This window comes from Salinispora vitiensis, assembly GCF_000378825.1.
Taxonomy (GTDB): Bacteria; Actinomycetota; Actinomycetes; order Mycobacteriales; family Micromonosporaceae; genus Micromonospora; species Micromonospora vitiensis.
In genome coordinates this window covers 307,939-326,314 of sequence record NZ_KB900388.1, presented here as the reverse complement: position 1 = coordinate 326,314, position 18,376 = coordinate 307,939, and the positions used below count along the sequence as shown (strand labels likewise).

The following is an 18,376-nucleotide window of genomic DNA, read 5'->3' as shown; positions in this document are numbered from 1 at the left end:
GCGACAATTCATGCCACACTCCGCGTTACCAGTCAATCGCCGAGGGTAGGATTGACTTTAATTGGACCGTCGGGGATATTCCTAGTGGCACGTTGACTTACCGGGACGGTAACGGTTAGATCCTGAGATTCAACCGACACCACCACCCCGACAATACGCCCAGATCTCCCCCCACCCTTAAAGGCGCAGACGAGGCTTCGAGAATGCTCAATCGAACAATAGAGTTCGCCAAGCAACACACACCCAATCTAACGCGCCGGATGGCCCGCCGCGTAGAGCTCGAGGCCCACAATGCGAGAAAGCGGCTCCTCGTCCCGGTGGTCAGTCGGTGCGAGTTCGACAACATCTACCACTGCACCGTACACAAGACCGGCAGCCAGTGGATCAAAGCCCTGTTCAGCGACCCAACCGTCTACCGCCACTCCGGCCTACTCCCCTACGACCCACGATTCTACAAGCGACGCAGCGTACCCCTCGTTCCACCCGGCCGGGCAGGCCTGGCCTTGTTTCAGTCTTACCCGGGCTTCGAGAAGATTTCAAAACCCGGCACCTATCGCGCCTTCTTCGTAATTCGCGACCCACGCGATATCGTCATCTCAAGCTACTTTTCGCTGCGCAACTCACACGCCCCCATGGGCGATATCCTCCAGGTACGCAAGAAACTACAGGAAATCCCGATGAAGGAAGGGTTGATCTACGTCATCGAACGCCACTCCAAGCGGAACCTCTTCAAGCGGCTCCGGTCGTGGTCGGTCGCCCCGAGCTCCGAGACCTTCCGTCTGTTCCGCTACGAGGACCTGACCGGTGAGCGGCAGCCGGAGGAGGTGGACCAGCTGATGCGGCACTGCGGAATCACCCTGCCCGCCACCGAGCTGGAGGCCCTGTTGTCCCGCTACAGCTTCACCAAGATGCGGAAGGATCGGGAAACCGCGGGGAAAGTTTCCCACTACCGAAAGGGCAAAGCCGGCGACTGGCATAACCACTTCGACGACGAGGTTTACGCGGCTTTCACCGCGGCGACCGGAAATCTCGTTGAGCTCCTCGGCTACCCGGCCCGCGACGCGGTTTCCTGACCGGGATCACCGGGCCCGGTCTCACGTCATCGTGGCGAAAGCGATGACGTTGTCGGCGTAGCCGGTGCGGCCCCCCACCCAGGCTCCACCGCAGGTGATCAGGCGCAGCCCGGCCGGCCCGGAGTCGCCGTACACCCGCTCGGCGGGAAGCTGGTCCTTGGGGAATCGCTCCACCGAGTCGACCCGGAATCCCACAACCGAGCCGTCGGCGCGGGTCACCTCGATCGGGTCACCGGGACTCAGCCGGTGCAGGTCAACGAAGACCGACGGACCATCCCTGGTGTCAACGTGACCGACGATGACCGCCGGCCCCGGCTCGCCAGGAACCGGCCCCCGGTCGTACCAGCCGGTCTCGTGCGCCCGCTCCAACGGCGGGACGGCGATCGAGCCGTCCCGGGCCTGCCCCACCGGCGCGATCGGGGCGGCGACACCGATCGCGGGTACGGCGAGGCGGACCGGCTGGCTGGTGACAGGTTCCGGCCCGGCGCCACCGGCGGGTCGGTCCACGTCCGCCGTGCTCGCCCACTCCAGCGAGCCGGTGGTCCGGCCCAGCCCGGCGCCCGTGGCGAAGACCCCCACCAGCACCAGCAGCACGGCGAGCGGTACGGACCACGGGCTACGCCGGCCCGCCGGTCGGCGGGCCGTGCGGGCCGTACGAATCGCACGGGCCCTGGTCATCGGCGGGTAGCCCCGCGGAGCCGCCGGAGGGACACCAGCCACACCACCAGACCGACCACGGTCAGCCCGACCCCGACCGGCAGCAGCAGCTCCGCGGAGAAGTTGCTGGCGGACCCGCCAAATCCGGTGGCCGGGCCACGACTGGACGTGACCGACTTGACGACCTGGAGCATCGTTGACGCGGTCTCACCGTCGCGGCACTCCAGTTTGACCCGGTAGCTGCCGGGCAGGGTTCGTTCCCGCACCATCGCCGTCGCGGTCAACAGCCCATTGTCCGGCTTGACCTGGACGCGGCCGAAGGCGTCGGACCAGACGTTCGCCGGGATGGAGTTGTCCCGGCAACTCGCCCGGATCCAGACCAGGTAGCCCGCCTTCACCGTGCTCGGACTCACCTCAACGAAGACGGTCGACGGCTTCGGCCCCTCGGGCTGCATGGGCGCGGCCACCGGGCGAAGTTCCCCCTCGGGATTCGACGCCGTGACCGGGGATGACCAGGCCGACGCCGCGACCGGGGATGACCAGGCCGACGCCGCTTCGGCAACAGCCGGTCGGGCCAACGCCACCTGGGCTGACGCCGGCCCAGCCGTCGCGTTCGTGGCCCCGACCGCGAGCAGCGGGCCGACGACCGCGACCGCGATCGTCGCCACCAGGCCCCCGCGGGTCCCCTGCACCACAGCCCCCTCCCGACCCGGCTGGGCTGCCCTGCACACCCGGCCTGCCACACGGGGAATCCCGACATCCCCGTCGCACATCACATCCGATTCGGCGCGGTCCTCGCGTACGCTCGGATCGCTGTGACCATCACCGACTCTCACCCCACCGCGCCCGCGCGGAGCATCCGGACCTTTCACCCGCGACGCGGCCGGATGTCGCCGCGCCAGACCAGCGCGCTGCAACAGCTGTGGCCGCGGTACGGCCTGACCGTCCCGGAGGTGCCCGGCACGCCAGTGGAGCCGGCTGTCCTGTTCCCGCGCCGGGCGCCCCTGGTGTTGGAGATCGGTTCTGGGATGGGCGACGCCACCGTGGCGATGGCCTCCGCCGATCCGGACCGAGACTATCTGGCGGTTGAGGTGCACACGCCGGGAATCGCCAACCTCCTCGACCTAGTGGAGCGGCACTCCCTGAGCAATGTTCGGATCGCCGAGGGCGACGCGTTGGACCTAGCCAGCGCTCTGCCCACCGGCTCACTCGACGCGGTACACGTCTTCTTTCCGGACCCGTGGCCGAAGGTCCGCCACCACAAACGGCGCCTCATCCAGCCCGATCACGTCGCCCTGCTGCGCTCGCGGTTGGCGACCGGGGGCACGCTGCACTGCGCGACCGACTGGGCCGAGTACGCGGAGGCGATGCGGCGGACCTTGGACGCCGATCCGGGGCTGGTGAACCCGCACGAGGGCTTCGCGCCCCGTCCCGAGCACCGCCCGGTGACGAAGTTCGAACGCCGCGCCCGGACTGCCGGCCGACCGGTGGCCGACCTGATCTACCACCGCCGCTGAGCCCCCGCGAGGCGCCGATGACCGGCCCGGTTGGCGCGGGCGGTGATGGTCGGGGCACCATGGACCCCGCCATGACACTTACCGCCGCGCTGCCGGCCAGCGCCGACCCCGACACCCTGTACGACGCGTTCGCCGGTTGGGCCTCCGAGCGCGGCCTCGATCTCTATCCGCACCAGGAGGAGGCGGTCATCGAGATCGTCTCCGGCGCGAACGTGATCATGAATACGCCGACCGGGTCCGGCAAGAGCCTGGTCGCGATGGCGGCGCACTTCGCCGCGCTCGCCGACGACCGGACGACCTTCTACACGGCCCCGATCAAGGCACTGGTGTCGGAGAAGTTCTTCGCGCTCTGCGAGGTGTTCGGGGCCGACAACGTCGGCATGCTCACCGGCGATGCCAGCGTCAACCCGGATGCGCCGGTCATCTGCTGTACCGCGGAGATTCTGGCCAACCTCGCGCTGCGGGAGGGCACCCGCGCGGACGTCGGCCAGGTGATCATGGACGAGTTCCATTTCTACAGCGAGCCGGACCGGGGTTGGGCCTGGCAGGTGCCGCTGATCGAGCTACCGCAGGCACAGTTCATCCTGATGTCCGCCACGCTCGGGGACACCACCCGGTTCGTTGCCGACCTCACCCGCCGCACCGATCGCCCGACCGCCGTCGTCCAGACGGCCGAACGCCCGGTCCCTCTCCTCTTCTCGTACGCCACGACGCCGATGCACGAGACCCTCGAGGAGCTACTGGAGACCCGCGAAGCCCCGGTGTACGTCGTACACTTCACCCAGGCTGCGGCCCTGGAACGGGCCCAGGCGCTGATGAGTGTCAACGTCTGCACCCGGGCCGAGAAAGACATGATCGCGGCGGCGATCGGAAGCTTCCGCTTCACCTCCGGCTTCGGCAAGACCCTGTCCCGGCTGGTCCGACACGGCATCGGCGTACACCACGCAGGGATGCTGCCCAAATACCGCCGCCTGGTCGAGACGCTGGCCCAGGCCGGGCTCCTCAAGGTCATCTGCGGTACGGACACCCTCGGGGTCGGCATCAACGTACCGATCCGCACCGTGCTCTTCACCGGGCTGTCGAAGTACGACGGCACCCGGACCCGGCTCCTCAAGGCCCGCGAGTTCCACCAGATCGCCGGCCGCGCCGGACGAGCCGGCTTCGACACCCTCGGCCGGGTCGTGGTGCAGGCACCCGAGCACGTCATCGAGAACGAGAAGGCCCTGGCGAAGGCCGGCGACGACCCGAAGAAGCGCCGCAAGGTCGTCCGGAAGAAGCCACCGGAGGGGTCGATCGGCTGGGGCAAACCCACCTTCGAACGGCTGGTTGAGGCCGATCCGGAGCCCCTCGCCTCCAGCTTCCAGGTCAGCCACGCCATGCTGCTCAACGTCATCGGCCGCCCCGGCGACGCGTTCGCGGCGATGCGACACCTGCTCACCGACAACCACGAGGACCGCGCCGCCCAGCGCCGGCACATCCGCCGCGCCATCGCCATCTACCGGGCGCTGCGCGCCGGCGGCGTCGTCGAAGAGCTACCCGAGCCGGACGAGTCCGGCCGCCGGGCCCGACTCACCGTCGACCTCCAGCTCGACTTCGCCCTCAACCAGCCGCTGTCGCCCCTCGCCCTCGCCACCATCGAGCTCCTCGACCGCGAGTCCCCGGCCTACGCCCTGGACGTGCTCAGCGTGATCGAGTCGATCCTCGACGATCCGCGCCAGGTGCTCTCCGCGCAGCAGTTCAAGGCGCGCGGTGAGGCGGTCGCCGCGATGAAGGCCGAAGGCATCGAGTACGAGGCCCGCCTCGAACTGCTCGACGAGGTCACCTGGCCCAAGCCCCTCGCCGAGCTGCTGGACAACGCCTACGAGATGTACCGCCAGGGGCACCCTTGGGTGGCCGACCATCAGCTCTCCCCCAAGTCCGTCGTCCGGGACATGTACGAGCGGGCGATGACCTTCGGCGAATTCGTACAGTTCTACGGGTTGACCCGGTCCGAGGGCCTCGTCCTGCGGTACCTCGCCGACGCGTACAAGACGCTCCGGCACACCGTCCCCGAGGACGCCAAGACCGAGGAGCTGGTCGACCTCATCGAGTGGCTGGGCGAGCTGGTCCGCCAGGTCGACTCCAGCCTGATCGACGAGTGGGAGCGGCTGCGCAACCCCTCCGACGTGGACGAGGTCGCCGTCGCCCTGGACGACCAGCCGACGGCGATCACCCGCAACACCCGGGCCTTCCGGGTGCTGGTCCGCAACGCCCTGTTCCGTCGGGTGGAGCTGGCCGCCCTGCACCGCTGGGACGAGCTGGGCGAGCTGGACAGCGCCACCGGCTGGGACGCCGCCGCCTGGGAAGACGCCCTGGAACCGTACTTCGAGGAGTACCCGGAGATCGGCATCGGGCCGGACGCCCGCGGGCCGGCGCTGCTGCTGATCGAGCAGGGCAGCACGACCTGGACCGTACGCCAGATCCTGGACGATCCCGAAGGTGACCACGACTGGGGAATCAGCGCCGAGGTGGACCTCGCCGCCTCCGACGAGGCGGGCGCGGCGGTCCTCCGGATCACCGGGGTCGGGCAGCTCGGCGGCTGACACCCGGCCGGGGCTCAGTCGTCGCCGTCCGGGTGGAAGCCGGTGCGTTCGCCGCCCGCGGGCTAGTGTTCGCGGCGTCGCCAGAACTGACGGGCGGCGAAGCCCTCCCGGCGGAGCCAGTGCTCGGTGTAGACGATTCGGTTCGCCTCGATCACCACCAGGGTGTCCCGTGGTGGTTCGGCGAGTGACCGGCCCCGTTCGGCGTGCTCGTTCTCCCACCGGAACGCCGCCCAGTAGGGCTCGCGGTCGGGGTGCTCGGGTGGCAGCACCCGAGCCTCGTTGAAGAGCTGCGCGCCGCGACTGCTGGCCAGCCCGACCAGCGGGGCGAAGACACCCACCGAGACCCGCGGGTCAGCGGCGATGTTGCGCAGCTTCGGCGACCGCGGTGCGGCGGTGAACAGCACCGCGAAGTCAAGCGGGTAGTAGCGCACCGGGGTGGCCAACGGCCCGTCGGGCCCGACCGTGGCCAGCACGCACATGTTCTGCGACGAGAGCAGGTTACGGATTCGCTCCGCAAGCCGGTCCCGCGGCAGTCGCCGCGTCGGCGCGGGTTCCGCGAGCCACGGATTCGTCAACGGCATCGCTGCGTTCCCCCCATCATGCGATGATCATTCGCGAACACCGTATCGATGCCGAGGTCGGTGCGGCGCTCGAGAGTGGACTCACCGGGTGCGCTTCGCGTAGGCGACTGTCCGGTGGGCGTCGCGCCAGGCGATCCAGGCGGTCCGGAGCCGAGGCAGGGAGACGGCTTCGCCGCACCGTCTGGCGCTGAGGTGGCCGATCAGCCAGGTGGGAGCGTTCGCCTGCTTGATGGCCTGCGTCTTGGTGAGGAGCTCGCCGTGGTCGAGGGCGTGCCGGCCTCGCGCCATGGCGGTGAGACCGAGCTCGGCAATCGTGGGTTCCAGCCACCACCAGGGACGCCGGACAGCCAAGCCCCAGTAGCCCGTCAGCTCCGCCCGCGCCGCTGCTCGGACGTCGGCGTCCGACACCTCGGGAAAGACCTCGCGGGGCGAGCGCCCAAAGACCTCGTATCCGTGTCGCACCAGCTCCGCCCGGGTGACCCGGGAAAGAGTGCGGTGAACGAAACGGCCATGAGACCAGGTGGGATGCGGTAGCTCGAGCTCCGCAACGGTCGCGCCGTCGACGTACCCGCACCCGAGCTTGGTTCCCGCGCCACTTCCGCGGTCGAGACGGCGGTGAATGGCAGCGAGGGCCTCCTTCCGGCCGGCGTCGACGTGCCCATCCACGAGCGCGACCAGATCAAGGTCGCTGACGCCCGGAATGTAGTCGCCGGTGGCCAACGACCCGGCGACCATCAGGTCGCTGACCCAGCCGAGACCTCGCAGTTCGTTGCCCAGATCGTGGACCGCAGCGGGTGCTATCGCCATGCCGGCGAGGGTAGCGAGCACCCGCAACCCGCCAACCAGGACGGGAGCCAGGCGAACATCATTGAGCCATCGCGCCTACCACCTTCGACCACGTTGCCCGCAAGGGACGAACCTGATCGGGTCTCACCGACTGGGGCTCCCGCGTTTCACTCTCGAAGAGTTCGTTTGGCATGTCGTAGTACTTCGTTGTTCGGCCCAGGTGCGCCATGCCGAGCCGACGGCAGACTGCCTGAGAGGCCCGATTGTCCGGGTGCGTGACCGCGATGACCCTCGTCAGCCCCCGGTCGAACGCGTCCGACAGGACCGCCGCCGCTGCCTCGGTGGCGTAGCCGTGCCCCCAGGATTCCGGATGCAGCTGCCAGCCGATCTCGACCTCGGTCGGCCCACCGGCCGGCTCCCCTGCCGACAGCGGAATCGGCTTGAGCAGGAGATTACCGACCAGCCGGCCGTCCGTCGCCGTGGTGACAGCCCAGATCCCGTGGACCGGATCGTCGATGGCGCGGCGGCGTGCGATCGAGGCGAGGGCACGCTCGCGATCGTTCATGATCGTGGGCTGCGGGCCCACAAATCGCACCACCTCCCAGCGCGACTCAAGATCAAGCAAAAAGTCGGCATCCTCGTCCTGCCAAGGACGCAGCCGGAGGCGGTCACTCACAATGGTGCGCATGCGATCCATCTAGCCAACACCCGGCACCAGGACTCAACCCGATTTTTCGGCACTTGCGCCCGGTGTTCGCAGTCCGCGCTGCAGCACCCTCTCATGGCGAATGCTGTGCGTCGATCCAGTTGGCGCGCGCGAGCCCGCACAACTTGTCGCGCGATGGGTGATTCATCGGCATGAGCCGATCACCACACCGACGAGAACGATCACGAAGACCAACGCGGTGATTAACTTCTGCCTGGTTGTCGGTGGCGCCGCGGGCGGCGACTCGGCACGCACCCGGTCCCCGTCAGGCAACGGGGGCGGCCCGTCCGGAACGGGATGGGCACGATGCTCCCGCCTTCCGTCGTCAGCCATCACAGTCGCCGCAGCCCAGCGAGCACAGCCTGAAGCGCATCCAATCCTGGGTACGGGGTGGAGTACACCCGCGCCCGGACCACGGCACGACCATCAGCCCTCACCTTCCGCAGACGCTCCAGATCACTTTCCGAGACGACAGCCCAATCGCGATTGATGTTGATGGGCTCGGCAACCACGGTCCGGCGCCTATACAGCGGGAGCTGCCGGATGGAGACTTTCGGCATGATCAACCTCCTAGCCATGAACCAATCTCGCACTGAGACTGCATCCATCAGCTCATAGACAACGGTGACCTGGTTGATCCACTGCGAGGCTTCATTTCTTGTCGAATTCCACCTTCCAGAATGAACGTCAAGCACCTAGCCTGGAAGCTATCCGGCCATGTTGGAGAGATGTAGAAGATCCAGGCTTGACCGGTGAGAAGCCATGGAGAATCGGAAGCTTCAATTGGGGAAGGGTTGGGGAAATGGGCATGACAGCCTCTGGCCCAGCTCAACCAGGAGAACCGACGGATACGAGTCCACGTCGTACCCTCCTCCGTGGGTGCATACGCTGGTCTTGACGGACCCTTTGTCATCGCGACCTCGGCGGACCTGGGTGATGTGGGCTACCTTGACAACCGGCTTCGGGGTCAGGTGGTTGAGCGACCCGCCGAGGTCGCAGCGCTCCGGGAACAGTGGGAAGCCACGCTTGCCGAAGCGCTCACCCTGAACCAGTCAACCGAGTTGATGATGGAGGTAGCGAAAGCATGGACTTGACCGGCGCACGCTGGCACAAGAGCACTCGCAGCGGCAGCAACCAGGGGGCATGTGTCGAGGTTGCCTCCAACCTCGTTGGCATCGTGGGTGTCCGGGACTCCAAGGACCCGACCGGGCCGGCGCTGGTGTTCGGGCCGACAGCGTGGCGGGCCTTCGTCGCTCAGCTCTCCGAGTAGCTGTAGACCCGACCGGCCCGGCCAACCCGACTTGAGACGTTAGGAGCCTCCAACCTCGAAACTGAGGTTGGAGGGTCCACTATGCGTTTTAATACGGCCACGGTTGGTTGCACGCTGAAGTGGGTAAGGTTCCTACCTCCCGATCACGAGACGAGTCCGACTCGGACCGCGAGGTCGCGGGCATCGTCTCGGGTGGCACGCGGGCCGCCGAGCAGGTCCACGGTGATCTGACGGGCGTACCCGTTGAAGCGGATCGTCTCTGGGGCGGACTCGTACGCATGCCGCAGCATCGCCACCGTCGCTTCCGTATCGCCCTTGCCGTAGTGCGCCCGGGCGACCTCGATCAAATGGCGCGCCCGGCGCGGCCTCGACGGGATCGCTGCCGCATCGTGGCGGCGGGCCTGCCGCACCGCCTCGCCGGACTTCTGCAACTCCACCGCCACGGTCACTGCGTGCGCGCCCATGATGGCCCGGGAAAACGACGTCTGCGGCTGGTAGAAACCCTGCGGTAGGCGCTGCGCCACGCGATCCGCGCGATCCCAGTACCGCCAGGCCCGCCCCTCCGTGCCGGCACGAGCCGCCGTGTATGCGGCCTCGAAGTTCAGCGCACCCCACAGCGCCAGCAGATTCGTGCTCCCATCGACCGCGGCCGGCTCCACGGCCGAGAGCACGTCCAGCGTCACCGCCATCGCGGTGTCCCAGTCCCCAGCATCTCGATGCACCTGGCACAGGAACCACCCCGCACCGGCCACCGCCTCCGGGTCACCGGACTCCTGCGCCACCACCATCGCCCGACCCGCCACCCGCCACAACAACTCGGCAGCAGGCTGGTACGCGATGAACATCTGCGCCAACCCGAGCGTCTCCGCCAGCAACGCCTGCGCCTGCCGCCGTTCGGCACCCTCGTACCCCAACACCGCGTGCTGCGCATCCCGTAGCAAACCCGGCAACAACCCGCCCAGCACCGTCCGATGATCCGACGCCTGATGACGTGCCCGCCAAGCCACCGCCAGCCGCTCCCTCAGCCGGGACAAGGACTCCGCCGGGACGTCATCAGCGAACACGATCCGGTTCACCGCATCCCGCACCGACGCCAACGCCGGATGCTCCGGCCCACTGACCACCACAGACCGGTCACCCAACTCCACGGCCAGGACAGACACGTCGATCTTCAGAGCGCGCGATCCGATCCAGCATCGGAAGTCGTGGCGGCAAGATCCGGTCGGTCTCGACCGCCTTCACCCACTCGGCGCTACGGCCCACCAACCCGCCAAGCACCACCCGGGTCTTTCCGGACCGCTCCCGATAGACCTTCAACCGTTGCCCGAATGTCAGCTCTGGCAAGGAATCCACCCGGAACCTCCTCGCGTTGCACTGAACGCACCACCGACCCAGCAGGCCGAAGTCACGCCCAACGCTAGCGCTTTGCGGGTTGCCTCATAACCCGCACACGCCGATCACCCCTGCATGCTGACAGGCACCCCCGACCTCGCTGGAAAGCCCGGTTTGAGGGCTCTACGGTGCATTAACCGCTGATGGTGGTAGCGGCCCGGCACACCGCGTCATCGGCGCGACCATCGGCCGGGGGCCGCTCGAATAGACCTAGTTGGACAGATACGATCGCGGCCAGCAGACTAGCCCCGCTGGGATCGTCGAGCTACCCGCTCCTCGGAAGGGAATCCGCATGTCCAGGTACGACGCGATTGTCATCGGAGCCCGCTGCGCAGGCGCGTCCACCGGCATGCTCCTGGCCCGACAGGGGCACCGGGTGCTGGTATTAGACCGATCGAGCTTCCCCAGCGACGTCATCTCGACCCACTTCCTCTGGCCGCACGGGACCTCCTACCTGAACCGGTGGGGCCTGCTGGACCAGGTGCTGGCGGTCACCCCATCGCACACCGAGGTCACATTCGTCAACGATGGCATTCCGCTCACCGGCTCGGTGCCGGACGAGCTTCTGCGCGCGTACTTCCGCGACTGGCATGGCGACGACTCGGGCGTGGTGCGCACGTACGCCTCGGTGCGCCGCCACGTGCTCGACCAGATGTTGGTCGAGGCGGCGAGTAAGGCCGGCGCCGAGGTGCGGACAAACTTCACGGTGCGGGAGCTCATCACCGAGGGCGACCAGGTCGTCGGGGTACGGGGACGCGACTCCGACGGGCAGTTGGTCGAGGAGCGCGCCCGGATCGTGATCGGCGCCGACGGGCGCAACTCGTTCGTCGCCCGCACCCTCGGCCTGCCGAAGTTCGACGAGCGGCCCCGGTGCACCTTCGCCTACTGGAGCTACTACTCCGGCTTCGACCTGGGTCCGGCGCAGCTGCACCGACGTGGTCGGCTGGCCTGCGCCGTGGCACCCACCAACCACGACCAGAACATGGTGCTGGTCTGGGGACCGAGCGAGTGGTCCCGCGAGTTCCGTCGCGACGTGTCCGGCAACTTCCAGCGGGCGCTGGATTTCGTCAGCCCGGAGCTGGGCGAGGTGGTCCGGACGCAGGGCGTGCGGGCGGAGCGCGTCTACGGGACGTTGGATCAGTCCGCGTTCCTCCGGCCCCTGGCCGGACCGGGCTGGGTGCTGGTCGGGGATGCCGAGTCGGCCAAGGACCAGTGCACCGCGATCGGGATGACCCACGCGTTCCGGGGCGCGGAGCTGGTCGCCGACGCGCTGGGCCGGTGGTTCTCCGGGGACGTGTCGCTGGAGGCGGCGATGGCCAGCTATGAGGGCCGCCGCCGCAGCCAGAACGCCGCCGCCTACTACGACTACGTCTGCACGCTCGCGGAGATGCGACCGTACCGCCACGACGAACTGCAGTTGTTCGTGGCGTTGCGGGGAAACCAGCAGGAGATCGACCGGTTCGTCGCCACCCACGCCGACGTCGCGCCGGTCTCGGAGTTCTTCCAGGCGTCGAACCTCCTCCTCCTCAACGACGCCGCGAAGGAGACCTCGGCCGGGTACCCGGTGTTCGAGGACTACCCCGCGACCGCTCGGATGTACCAGCAGAACCTGTTCGCCTGACCCGTACCCCGCCCGGAGATCGACTGTGTCCCTTCCTGAGCTTGACCAACGCGACGACGACGAACTGATCGGGACCATCCTTGCGGCCGCCGGCCGGCAGGATCGGGAGGCGATGGCGGCAGCCGCGGCCGAGGTCTCCGAGATGACCCGCAACTGGGCCACCCACATCCCGTGGGACGAGTTCGACTCGTTGGACGAGACCGCCCTGAACGAGGTGGTCGCCGACCTGACCCAGATGTGGGAACCCGTCGACCTACAGGTTGACGCCGACGAGGAGTACGCGCTCGACAAGAACGCCTATGACTTCTACCGGCCGGCCGGCCGTAACCTGATGACCCGTACCGAGGAATTCCACGGGTGGGTCGAGGCGCGGCGGCGGACCGAGACGTGGCAGTACTCCAGGACGCTGGAAGCCGCACCGAACAGCATCGCCCAGATCACCAACGACATCGGCCGGCGTACCCGCGGGATCAACTTCAACTCGCAGGATTATCTGTCGTTCAACACGCACCCGGCGATCCGGGAGGCGGCGACCAAGGCGATGCGGGACTACGGTCCGCACAGCGCCGGGTCACCGATGGTGCTCGGGAACACTCGCATCTCCGACGAACTGGAGGCGTCGCTCGGCGAGTTGGTCCGGGCCGAGCAGGTGACGCTCTTCCCGACCGGGTGGGCCGCCGGCTTCGGGGCGATGGCGGGCCTGGTCCGCCAGGAGGACCACGTTCTGATCGACCGGCTGGCGCACTCCTGCCTCCAACAGGGAGCCCGGGCGACCACCCGCAACGTGGTGCGCTACGAGCACCTCAACGTGGAGGCGGTCCGTCGCCACCTGGTCGACATCCGTCGGCGCGACAGCCGCAACGGAATCCTCGTCGTCACGGATGGCCTCTTCTCGGTGGACGCTGACTGGCCGGACCTGGTGACCCTGCAGCGGGTGTGCCGGGAGCACGACGCGACGCTGCTCGTCGACGTGGCGCACGACCTGGGTTCGATGGGCCCGGGTGGCACCGGTGTTCTCGGGTTGCAGGAGGTGCTCGGCGACATCGACATCGTGATGGGGGCCTTCTCCAAGACGTTCTGCTCCAACGGCGGCTTCGTCGCCTCGGCCTCCCCGGCGCTCAAGCAGTACCTCAAGATGTTCGGTGGGTCGCACTTCTTCTCCAACGCGTTGTCGCCCGTGCAGACCGCCGTGGTCCTGGAAGCATCGAAGATCATCCGCTCCGCGGAGGGCGACCTCCTCCGTTCCCGGCTGCGCACCGCCGTCACCGCGCTTCGCGATGAGCTGACCGGGCACGGGCTGACCTGTATGGGTGAGCCGTCGCCGATCGTGCCGCTTCTGATCGGAAATGAGAAGCTGGCGCGGATCGCGAACCGCCTGCTCTTCGACCGTGGGGTGCTCGCGTTCATGGTGGAGTTCCCGGTGACTCCCACCGGCTCGTCGCGGTTCCGGCTTCAGGTGCAGGCGAACCATGAGCCGGAGGAGGCACGCGCCGCAGCGAGGATCATCGCGGACGCGATCACGGACGCCCGCACCTACCTGTCCAGCGCCTTCGGGAGTACCGAGCGGTAGCCATCGCCACGCCTCATCAACCGACCCCGGCTGGCCCAGTCGTCCCGCCGGACGGTGATGCGGGAGGAGTCAGATCACGGCCAGGGCCTTGGTGATGTTCCGCTCGGCGAGAGCCAGCATCCACTGGCGGTTCGGGAAGTCGGTGTCGGCGATCCGAAGGGGACCCTCGATCAGAGACAGGACCTGGGCGAATCGGTAGAGCTCCAGCCGGTTGGGGTCGAGTTCGACGGACTGGAGCGCGGGGTACGCGTCGCCGAAGCGCAACTGCAGCCAGGCGTGCTCCCACTCCACGTCGAAGAACGTCAGCCCCTCGATGTCGATCATGGCGGGTGCACCGGAAGGCGGGACGAGCACGTGGTCCGGTCCGAGTTCGCCGTGTATCAGCCGGTAGTCGTGGCGAACGGTGACCGCGCCGCGCAGGCGCCGGAGATGGTCGGTGATTCGGTCGTGGGCATCGGCGAGCCGGGCGTCGCGGGCGGCCGCCGCGTCGAGGTGACCACGCGCCCGGTCCTGGATGATCTCCTCGGTGCTGCGGGTCTGTGGGGCCTCTCCGCGGGCGATGGCGGCAAGCAGCAGCGACCGCGACCTCCCTCGGGGCAGCCAGGTGTGGTGCGAGGCGAGGCCGGCAGGCCCGACAAGGGACGACCATGCTGTCCGGTCCACGTAAACCTGGCCAGCTGCCAAGGTGGTGGCCAGCGCCAGGACAGGTTGGCGTGGACAGGCGGACTGTGATCGTCCGGTACTAGCTGGCCGATTATTGGAGCCCGCGATGCCGATCCAGCCGGATCTTTCTTGTGACTCGTTGTCTGCGGGTGGTGAGTACACTGCCCGGCATGACTACGGATGACGATATGGCGGAGCGGGTTCCGCAGTCGCGGTTCCCACCGGGGCGGGTGACCGGTCGGGGGCGCGGCTGGTACCGAGGTGACTGCCATGTGCATTCGGCGCGCTCGAATGGTGGAGAGCTGACGCCGGAGCAGCTCGCGGCCGGTGCCCGTAAGGCCAGACTGGACTTCATCGCCATCACCGAGCACAACACGTCCGACACGCATGGCGTCTGGGGTCCACTCGCCGGTGACGATCTGCTGGTCATGCTCGGCCAGGAGGTCACCACCTGGACCGGGCACTGGCTGGCGCTTGGCATCGACCCGGGACAGGTGGTCGACTGGCGGTACGGCATTCGCGACGATGCGATCGACCGACATGTGGACCAGGTGCATCAAGCCGGTGGGCTGTGCGTAGCGGCCCACCCGCACGCGCCGTATCCCTCTGGCGTTTTCATGTACCCGTTCCACGGGTTTGACGTGGTAGAGGTGTGGAACGGGCTGTGGAGTTCGGACCTGCCCTGGAACGCTAACAATGAGGCGGCACTGGCCGAATGGGGTCGCAGCCTGGCTGACGACATCCGAGGTGGGCGATGGCGGCCAGCGTTGGGCAACAGCGACGCGCATCTGGAGGGCCAGATCGGTGTACCGCACACAGTCGTGTTGGCCGAGGAGCTGAGCACTGAGGCGGTCCTCGCCGGCATCCGGGCCGGCCGGAGCTGGATCGCCGAATCAGCCGCCATTGAGCTGTCGCTCACCGCCGCTGCTGGTGATCGTAGCGCCGGGATCGGTCAGCGGCTGAAGACCTGCGACGAGCCGGTTGTAGTACGGGTGGACGTAAGCGGCGTGCCATCAGGCATCGTCAGCTTCCACACCGATCGAGGCACGGTGCACCGCGAATCCTTGCCGAGCGACGGATCCGGTGCCGTGGAATGGCGCACCAGCGAGGCAGAATCGGCGTTCGTCCGCGTCGAGCTACGCCACCTCGGAGGGCACATGGCGGCGCTCACCAACCCCGTCATTTTGGCCAGTCTCTGAAGCGCTGCGTTCTCCGGCAGTCCAACGGAGCGCCCGGCCGGTTCGCCAGCGACCGGCGCGTGGTCGCCGAGCCGAACGAATGCCGACCAACCGACAGCGCAGCGATCAGCTCGTAGAAGGCGCTGCGACCGGGAACCGGCACCGCGCCCTCACCGTGTTCGGCGGTCAGTGCGGCGACGACCCGGCGCATCAACCGCTCTCGGGTGCCGGTCGAGGCATGCGTCTGCGCGTCCAGCTCCGCGCGGATCGCCGCAACCAGGCGCGGGTCCGCCCGCCCGGCGATGTCGTTGGTCTTGGTGGCCCGCTGGTCGACCAGTCCCCACAGCCCTTGCGCGGGCCTCCGCTCCCTCGGCGCCGACGAAGCCGACCTCAAACTCAGCCGTCAGCGGACCACCCAGGCCCTGCACCGCGCGCAGCACCCCAGCACCGTACCGGCTGGCCACCTTCAGCCGGACGTGGCCACGTCGTTGGCCATGCTCAAGCGGACTGGCCAACTTCGAGCGGACCGGACACATGCGTGGGTGAATTGTCCTGGTCGAGATCAGCTCAGTCGATTAGAATGTATGTACTAATCTCGCTGTTGAGCTGGGAGGATGCCCGTGACCGCGCCCACCCCCGCCACTCCCCTCGCCCCCTACACCACACTCCTTGGCTTCACCCGTTACGTCGACCGCACCGGCCCGACCAAGGCCACCTTCGTCGGCGGCCTGCGGCGGCAGCGGGCCAGCCGCTCCGGCTTCAACCCACATGGCCAGTTCGTCAAGGCCCTCAAGGCCGACATCGCCTTCCACACCAGCGGCACCCACCTCGATCGGGTGGTCGCCGCCGTCAAACCCCGGTGGCGTCCGCTCTACCAGGCGTTGGTGCCGGGGGCGATGGCCTGGCTGCTCTCCCTCGGCGCACCCCGGTCGGTCGACCTGGCCCAGACCCGCGACGCGCTCGCCCTGCTGGGCGACCTACCCGTGAAAATCAACCCACACTTCGGAATCCGGTACGCCGACGGGCGCGCCGAGGCCATTCGCCTGCACTTCGACGAGGCTCCGCCGAGCGACGAGGCAGCCCTGGCCATGCTGCACCTGATGGGCCGGCAGATGGAGGCGATCCTGCCGCACGCCGAACCCGTCTTGGTGGATGTCCGGCGGGGCCGGGCGTACCGTACGCCGGCAACCGCGAAACCGGCGGAGATCGAGCGCTGGCTGGCCGGCGAGGCCGTCGCCTTCCAAGCACTGTGGAGCACGGCGGCCTGACCACGAGGACGGCTGGAGCCGGCGGTGACAGCGGGCCGCTAACCCGCGGCGCCGCCGGCCCGATCGACCCGCTCGGCCGGGTACAGCAGACCGGGGACGAGCGCGTCGACGGCGCGCCCCAGCAGACGCCGGCTGTCCGGGGCCGTCTCCAGGCCAGAGACCAGGGCGACGCAGATCTCGGCGGCCGCGTCCGCGTCCGCCGCACCCGCCTCGGTGAAGAGATCCGCCAGCAGCGTCCGCAGCTCCACGGTGAACTCGGTGCAGATCTCGCCGAAGAGCCGGGCCTTGCTGTCCATGAGCTCGGCGGTGTGCGGCGAGTCCCCGATCAGGTGCAGGGACAGGTCGAGTTTGGCGGCCAGGACGCCCCGAATGCGCTGAGCATAGGGAGCGTCCTGGCTGGCGGCCTGCCGGGCGCGGGCCAGCGCCTGGGTGTGCAGGCGTCCGGCGAGTTGCCGGAACGCGTCGTCCTTGCCCCGAACGTACTGGTAGACGGCGGACCGAGAGACCCCCATCGCGGCGGCGATGTCATCCATCGTCGTCCGCCGTACGCCATACCTAGTCAAGCAGGTGTAGGTGGCGTCGAGGACGTCGGAGAGCCGACTACTGTCCATATCAGCTCAGTTTACCCAGCAGCTCCGTGGCGACCTGCGCGGAGGACGCCGGGTTCTGCCCGGTGACCAGGTTGCCGTCGACGACCACGTTCGGTGCCCACGGCTCACCTTCCTGGACCTGCACGCCGATGTCGACCAGGCGGTCCTGAAGCAGCCACTTGGCCTTGTCGGCCAAGCCGGCCTGGGCCTCCTCCGCGTTGGTGAAGGCAGCCACCCGGCGTCCGGTGAAGGGGTTGCTGCCGTCGGCGTCCACCGCGGCGAGCATCGCGGCTGGCCCGTGGCAGACGATGCCGACCGGCTTCTTCGCCCGCATGGCGGCCACCAGCAACTGGCCGGAGTCCTGGTCGACCGCCAGGTCCTCCATCGGCCCGTGACCACCCGGGTAGAAGACAGCCTGATAGTCGTCGAGGTTGACCTCCGCCAGGGTGAGCGGCTTGCGCAGACCTTCGATGCTCTCCACGGCCTTGGTCATCTGGGCGGCCCCCTCGGTACCGCCGGTGGCCTCCGGCTGCAGGCTGCTCTGGTCCACCCGCGGCACCACTCCCCCCGGGGTGGCGATGCTGACCTCGTGGCCGGCGCTGGTCAACATCTCGTGGGGGACCACGAGTTCCTCGGCCCAGAGACCGGTGGGGTGCATGGTGCCGTCGGCGAGCTCCCAGTGGTGAGCGCCGGTAACCACGAACAGGATCTTTGACATTGATCAAACCCTCCGTAGCTGGCGGGCCAGAGCAGTCCGCCTCGAGACCCACCATACAGACTGACGTTCCGCATGCAAAATGACAGTTCGATTTTCTTCGTGCCAGCTCCCGCCGGTACCGGCCTCAGCGGCGCCGCTACCGGGTGTCAGCAGCCCAGCGGAGGTAACTCCGAGCGGACAATCACCCGGCTGCCTATCCTTGGC

General features: G+C 68.2%; 18 protein-coding genes and 2 pseudogenes. 9 read left to right on the top strand and 11 right to left on the bottom strand.

What is annotated here, in order from left to right; all coding sequences use genetic code 11:
- The first annotated feature begins 203 nt into the window (after positions 1-203).
- Positions 204-1,073 carry a sulfotransferase domain-containing protein gene (locus SALPAC2_RS0101565; protein ID WP_026184299.1) on the top strand — a complete coding sequence of 290 codons (870 nt, stop codon included), beginning with the start codon at positions 204-206 and terminating at the stop codon, positions 1,071-1,073.
- A 21-nt stretch (positions 1,074-1,094) separates the two neighbouring features.
- Here the strand turns inward: SALPAC2_RS0101565 and SALPAC2_RS0101560 are convergent, their stop codons facing one another.
- Both SALPAC2_RS0101560 and SALPAC2_RS0101555 read right to left on the bottom strand, forming a co-directional pair.
- Positions 1,095-1,751, bottom strand: a complete 657-nt coding sequence (locus SALPAC2_RS0101560) for a class F sortase (protein WP_026184298.1) — start codon at positions 1,749-1,751, stop codon at positions 1,095-1,097.
- Complete coding sequence (locus SALPAC2_RS0101555; protein ID WP_018214874.1) at positions 1,748-2,425, bottom strand: hypothetical protein; 678 nt, start codon at positions 2,423-2,425, stop codon at positions 1,748-1,750. The genes SALPAC2_RS0101560 and SALPAC2_RS0101555 overlap by 4 nt, the downstream gene beginning before the upstream one ends.
- A gap of 120 nt (positions 2,426-2,545) precedes the next feature.
- Between SALPAC2_RS0101555 and trmB the strand changes: the two genes are divergently transcribed.
- A complete protein-coding gene (trmB, locus tag SALPAC2_RS0101550; protein ID WP_026184297.1) occupies positions 2,546-3,247 on the top strand; it encodes a tRNA (guanosine(46)-N7)-methyltransferase TrmB in 702 nt (233 codons plus the stop codon).
- A 71-nt stretch (positions 3,248-3,318) separates the two neighbouring features.
- Positions 3,319-5,829: a DEAD/DEAH box helicase gene (locus SALPAC2_RS0101545; protein WP_026184296.1), complete on the top strand. Its 2,511-nt coding sequence runs from the start codon at positions 3,319-3,321 to the stop codon at positions 5,827-5,829.
- A 62-nt stretch (positions 5,830-5,891) separates the two neighbouring features.
- On the opposite strand, the gene SALPAC2_RS0101540 is transcribed toward SALPAC2_RS0101545, so the two are convergent.
- The 4 genes from SALPAC2_RS0101540 to SALPAC2_RS27700 all read right to left on the bottom strand — a co-directional run bounded on the left by SALPAC2_RS0101540 (position 5,892) and on the right by SALPAC2_RS27700 (position 8,235).
- Positions 5,892-6,410 carry a pyridoxamine 5'-phosphate oxidase family protein gene (locus SALPAC2_RS0101540; RefSeq protein WP_018214871.1) on the bottom strand — a complete coding sequence of 173 codons (519 nt, stop codon included), beginning with the start codon at positions 6,408-6,410 and terminating at the stop codon, positions 5,892-5,894.
- A gap of 81 nt (positions 6,411-6,491) precedes the next feature.
- On the bottom strand, positions 6,492-7,217 hold the full coding sequence (locus SALPAC2_RS0101535) for a nucleotidyltransferase domain-containing protein (RefSeq protein ID WP_026184295.1): 726 nt from the start codon (positions 7,215-7,217) through the stop codon (positions 6,492-6,494).
- Between the two features lie 58 nt (positions 7,218-7,275).
- Positions 7,276-7,884, bottom strand: coding sequence for a GNAT family N-acetyltransferase (locus tag SALPAC2_RS0101530; protein ID WP_018214869.1), 609 nt, complete (start codon positions 7,882-7,884; stop codon positions 7,276-7,278).
- Positions 7,885-8,046: 162 nt separating this feature from the next.
- Positions 8,047-8,235 (bottom strand): hypothetical protein, encoded by a 189-nt coding sequence (locus SALPAC2_RS27700; protein ID WP_026184294.1) that lies wholly within the window; start codon positions 8,233-8,235, stop codon positions 8,047-8,049.
- 485 nt (positions 8,236-8,720) lie between these two features.
- On the opposite strand from SALPAC2_RS27700, the gene SALPAC2_RS27690 reads away from it, so the two are divergent.
- Together SALPAC2_RS27690 and SALPAC2_RS0101510 are read left to right on the top strand one after the other, a co-directional pair.
- Complete coding sequence (locus SALPAC2_RS27690; RefSeq protein WP_223874905.1) at positions 8,721-8,996, top strand: Scr1 family TA system antitoxin-like transcriptional regulator; 276 nt, start codon at positions 8,721-8,723, stop codon at positions 8,994-8,996.
- Positions 8,987-9,172, top strand: a complete 186-nt coding sequence (locus tag SALPAC2_RS0101510) for a DUF397 domain-containing protein (protein ID WP_018214867.1) — start codon at positions 8,987-8,989, stop codon at positions 9,170-9,172. The genes SALPAC2_RS27690 and SALPAC2_RS0101510 overlap by 10 nt, the downstream gene beginning before the upstream one ends.
- A 143-nt stretch (positions 9,173-9,315) precedes the next feature.
- Here the strand turns inward: SALPAC2_RS0101510 and SALPAC2_RS24265 are convergent.
- Positions 9,316-10,525 (bottom strand): annotated as a pseudogene (locus SALPAC2_RS24265) (helix-turn-helix domain-containing protein).
- 331 nt (positions 10,526-10,856) lie between these two features.
- On the opposite strand from SALPAC2_RS24265, the gene SALPAC2_RS0101500 reads away from it, so the two are divergent.
- Both SALPAC2_RS0101500 and SALPAC2_RS0101495 read left to right on the top strand, forming a co-directional pair.
- On the top strand, positions 10,857-12,185 hold the full coding sequence (locus SALPAC2_RS0101500; protein ID WP_018214866.1) for an NAD(P)/FAD-dependent oxidoreductase: 1,329 nt from the start codon (positions 10,857-10,859) through the stop codon (positions 12,183-12,185).
- A gap of 25 nt (positions 12,186-12,210) precedes the next feature.
- Positions 12,211-13,755: an aminotransferase class I/II-fold pyridoxal phosphate-dependent enzyme gene (locus SALPAC2_RS0101495; RefSeq protein ID WP_018214865.1), complete on the top strand. Its 1,545-nt coding sequence runs from the start codon at positions 12,211-12,213 to the stop codon at positions 13,753-13,755.
- Between the two features lie 69 nt (positions 13,756-13,824).
- On the opposite strand, the pseudogene SALPAC2_RS0101490 reads toward SALPAC2_RS0101495, so the two are convergent.
- Positions 13,825-14,325: pseudogene (locus SALPAC2_RS0101490) on the bottom strand (hypothetical protein); the annotation flags it as partial.
- Positions 14,326-14,606: 281 nt separating this feature from the next.
- On the opposite strand from SALPAC2_RS0101490, the gene SALPAC2_RS0101485 reads away from it, so the two are divergent.
- Positions 14,607-15,617, top strand: a complete 1,011-nt coding sequence (locus tag SALPAC2_RS0101485) for a CehA/McbA family metallohydrolase (RefSeq protein ID WP_018214863.1) — start codon at positions 14,607-14,609, stop codon at positions 15,615-15,617.
- On the opposite strand, the gene SALPAC2_RS0101480 is transcribed toward SALPAC2_RS0101485, so the two are convergent.
- Positions 15,598-15,990: a hypothetical protein gene (locus SALPAC2_RS0101480; protein WP_018214862.1), complete on the bottom strand. Its 393-nt coding sequence runs from the start codon at positions 15,988-15,990 to the stop codon at positions 15,598-15,600. The genes SALPAC2_RS0101485 and SALPAC2_RS0101480 overlap by 20 nt on opposite strands.
- Positions 15,991-16,216: 226 nt before the next feature.
- Here SALPAC2_RS0101480 and SALPAC2_RS0101475 point away from each other — a divergent pair, with 226 nt between their 5' ends.
- On the top strand, positions 16,217-16,864 hold the full coding sequence (locus SALPAC2_RS0101475; protein WP_018214861.1) for a hypothetical protein: 648 nt from the start codon (positions 16,217-16,219) through the stop codon (positions 16,862-16,864).
- A gap of 38 nt (positions 16,865-16,902) precedes the next feature.
- Here the strand turns inward: SALPAC2_RS0101475 and SALPAC2_RS0101470 are convergent, their stop codons facing one another.
- Positions 16,903-17,475: a TetR/AcrR family transcriptional regulator gene (locus SALPAC2_RS0101470; protein WP_018214860.1), complete on the bottom strand. Its 573-nt coding sequence runs from the start codon at positions 17,473-17,475 to the stop codon at positions 16,903-16,905.
- A gap of 1 nt (position 17,476) precedes the next feature.
- Positions 17,477-18,172, bottom strand: a complete 696-nt coding sequence (locus SALPAC2_RS0101465; RefSeq protein ID WP_018214859.1) for a type 1 glutamine amidotransferase domain-containing protein — start codon at positions 18,170-18,172, stop codon at positions 17,477-17,479.
- Between the last annotated feature and the right edge of the window lie 204 nt (positions 18,173-18,376).

Bases quoted from the DNA above. Each gene is read 5' to 3' on its own strand.
- SALPAC2_RS0101565 (WP_026184299.1), top strand. From the start codon at position 204: ATGCTCAATCGAACAATAGAGTTCGCCAAGCAACACACACCCAATCTA.
- SALPAC2_RS0101560 (WP_026184298.1), bottom strand. From the start codon at position 1,751: ATGACCAGGGCCCGTGCGATTCGTACGGCCCGCACGGCCCGCCGACCG.
- SALPAC2_RS0101545 (WP_026184296.1), top strand. From the start codon at position 3,319: ATGACACTTACCGCCGCGCTGCCGGCCAGCGCCGACCCCGACACCCTG.
- SALPAC2_RS0101540 (WP_018214871.1), bottom strand. From the start codon at position 6,410: ATGCCGTTGACGAATCCGTGGCTCGCGGAACCCGCGCCGACGCGGCGA.
- SALPAC2_RS0101535 (WP_026184295.1), bottom strand. From the start codon at position 7,217: ATGGCGATAGCACCCGCTGCGGTCCACGATCTGGGCAACGAACTGCGA.
- SALPAC2_RS0101530 (WP_018214869.1), bottom strand. From the start codon at position 7,884: ATGCGCACCATTGTGAGTGACCGCCTCCGGCTGCGTCCTTGGCAGGAC.
- SALPAC2_RS27700 (WP_026184294.1), bottom strand. From the start codon at position 8,235: ATGGCTGACGACGGAAGGCGGGAGCATCGTGCCCATCCCGTTCCGGAC.
- SALPAC2_RS0101510 (WP_018214867.1), top strand. From the start codon at position 8,987: ATGGACTTGACCGGCGCACGCTGGCACAAGAGCACTCGCAGCGGCAGC.
- SALPAC2_RS0101500 (WP_018214866.1), top strand. From the start codon at position 10,857: ATGTCCAGGTACGACGCGATTGTCATCGGAGCCCGCTGCGCAGGCGCG.
- SALPAC2_RS0101485 (WP_018214863.1), top strand. From the start codon at position 14,607: ATGGCGGAGCGGGTTCCGCAGTCGCGGTTCCCACCGGGGCGGGTGACC.
- SALPAC2_RS0101470 (WP_018214860.1), bottom strand. From the start codon at position 17,475: ATGGACAGTAGTCGGCTCTCCGACGTCCTCGACGCCACCTACACCTGC.
- SALPAC2_RS0101465 (WP_018214859.1), bottom strand. From the start codon at position 18,172: ATGTCAAAGATCCTGTTCGTGGTTACCGGCGCTCACCACTGGGAGCTC.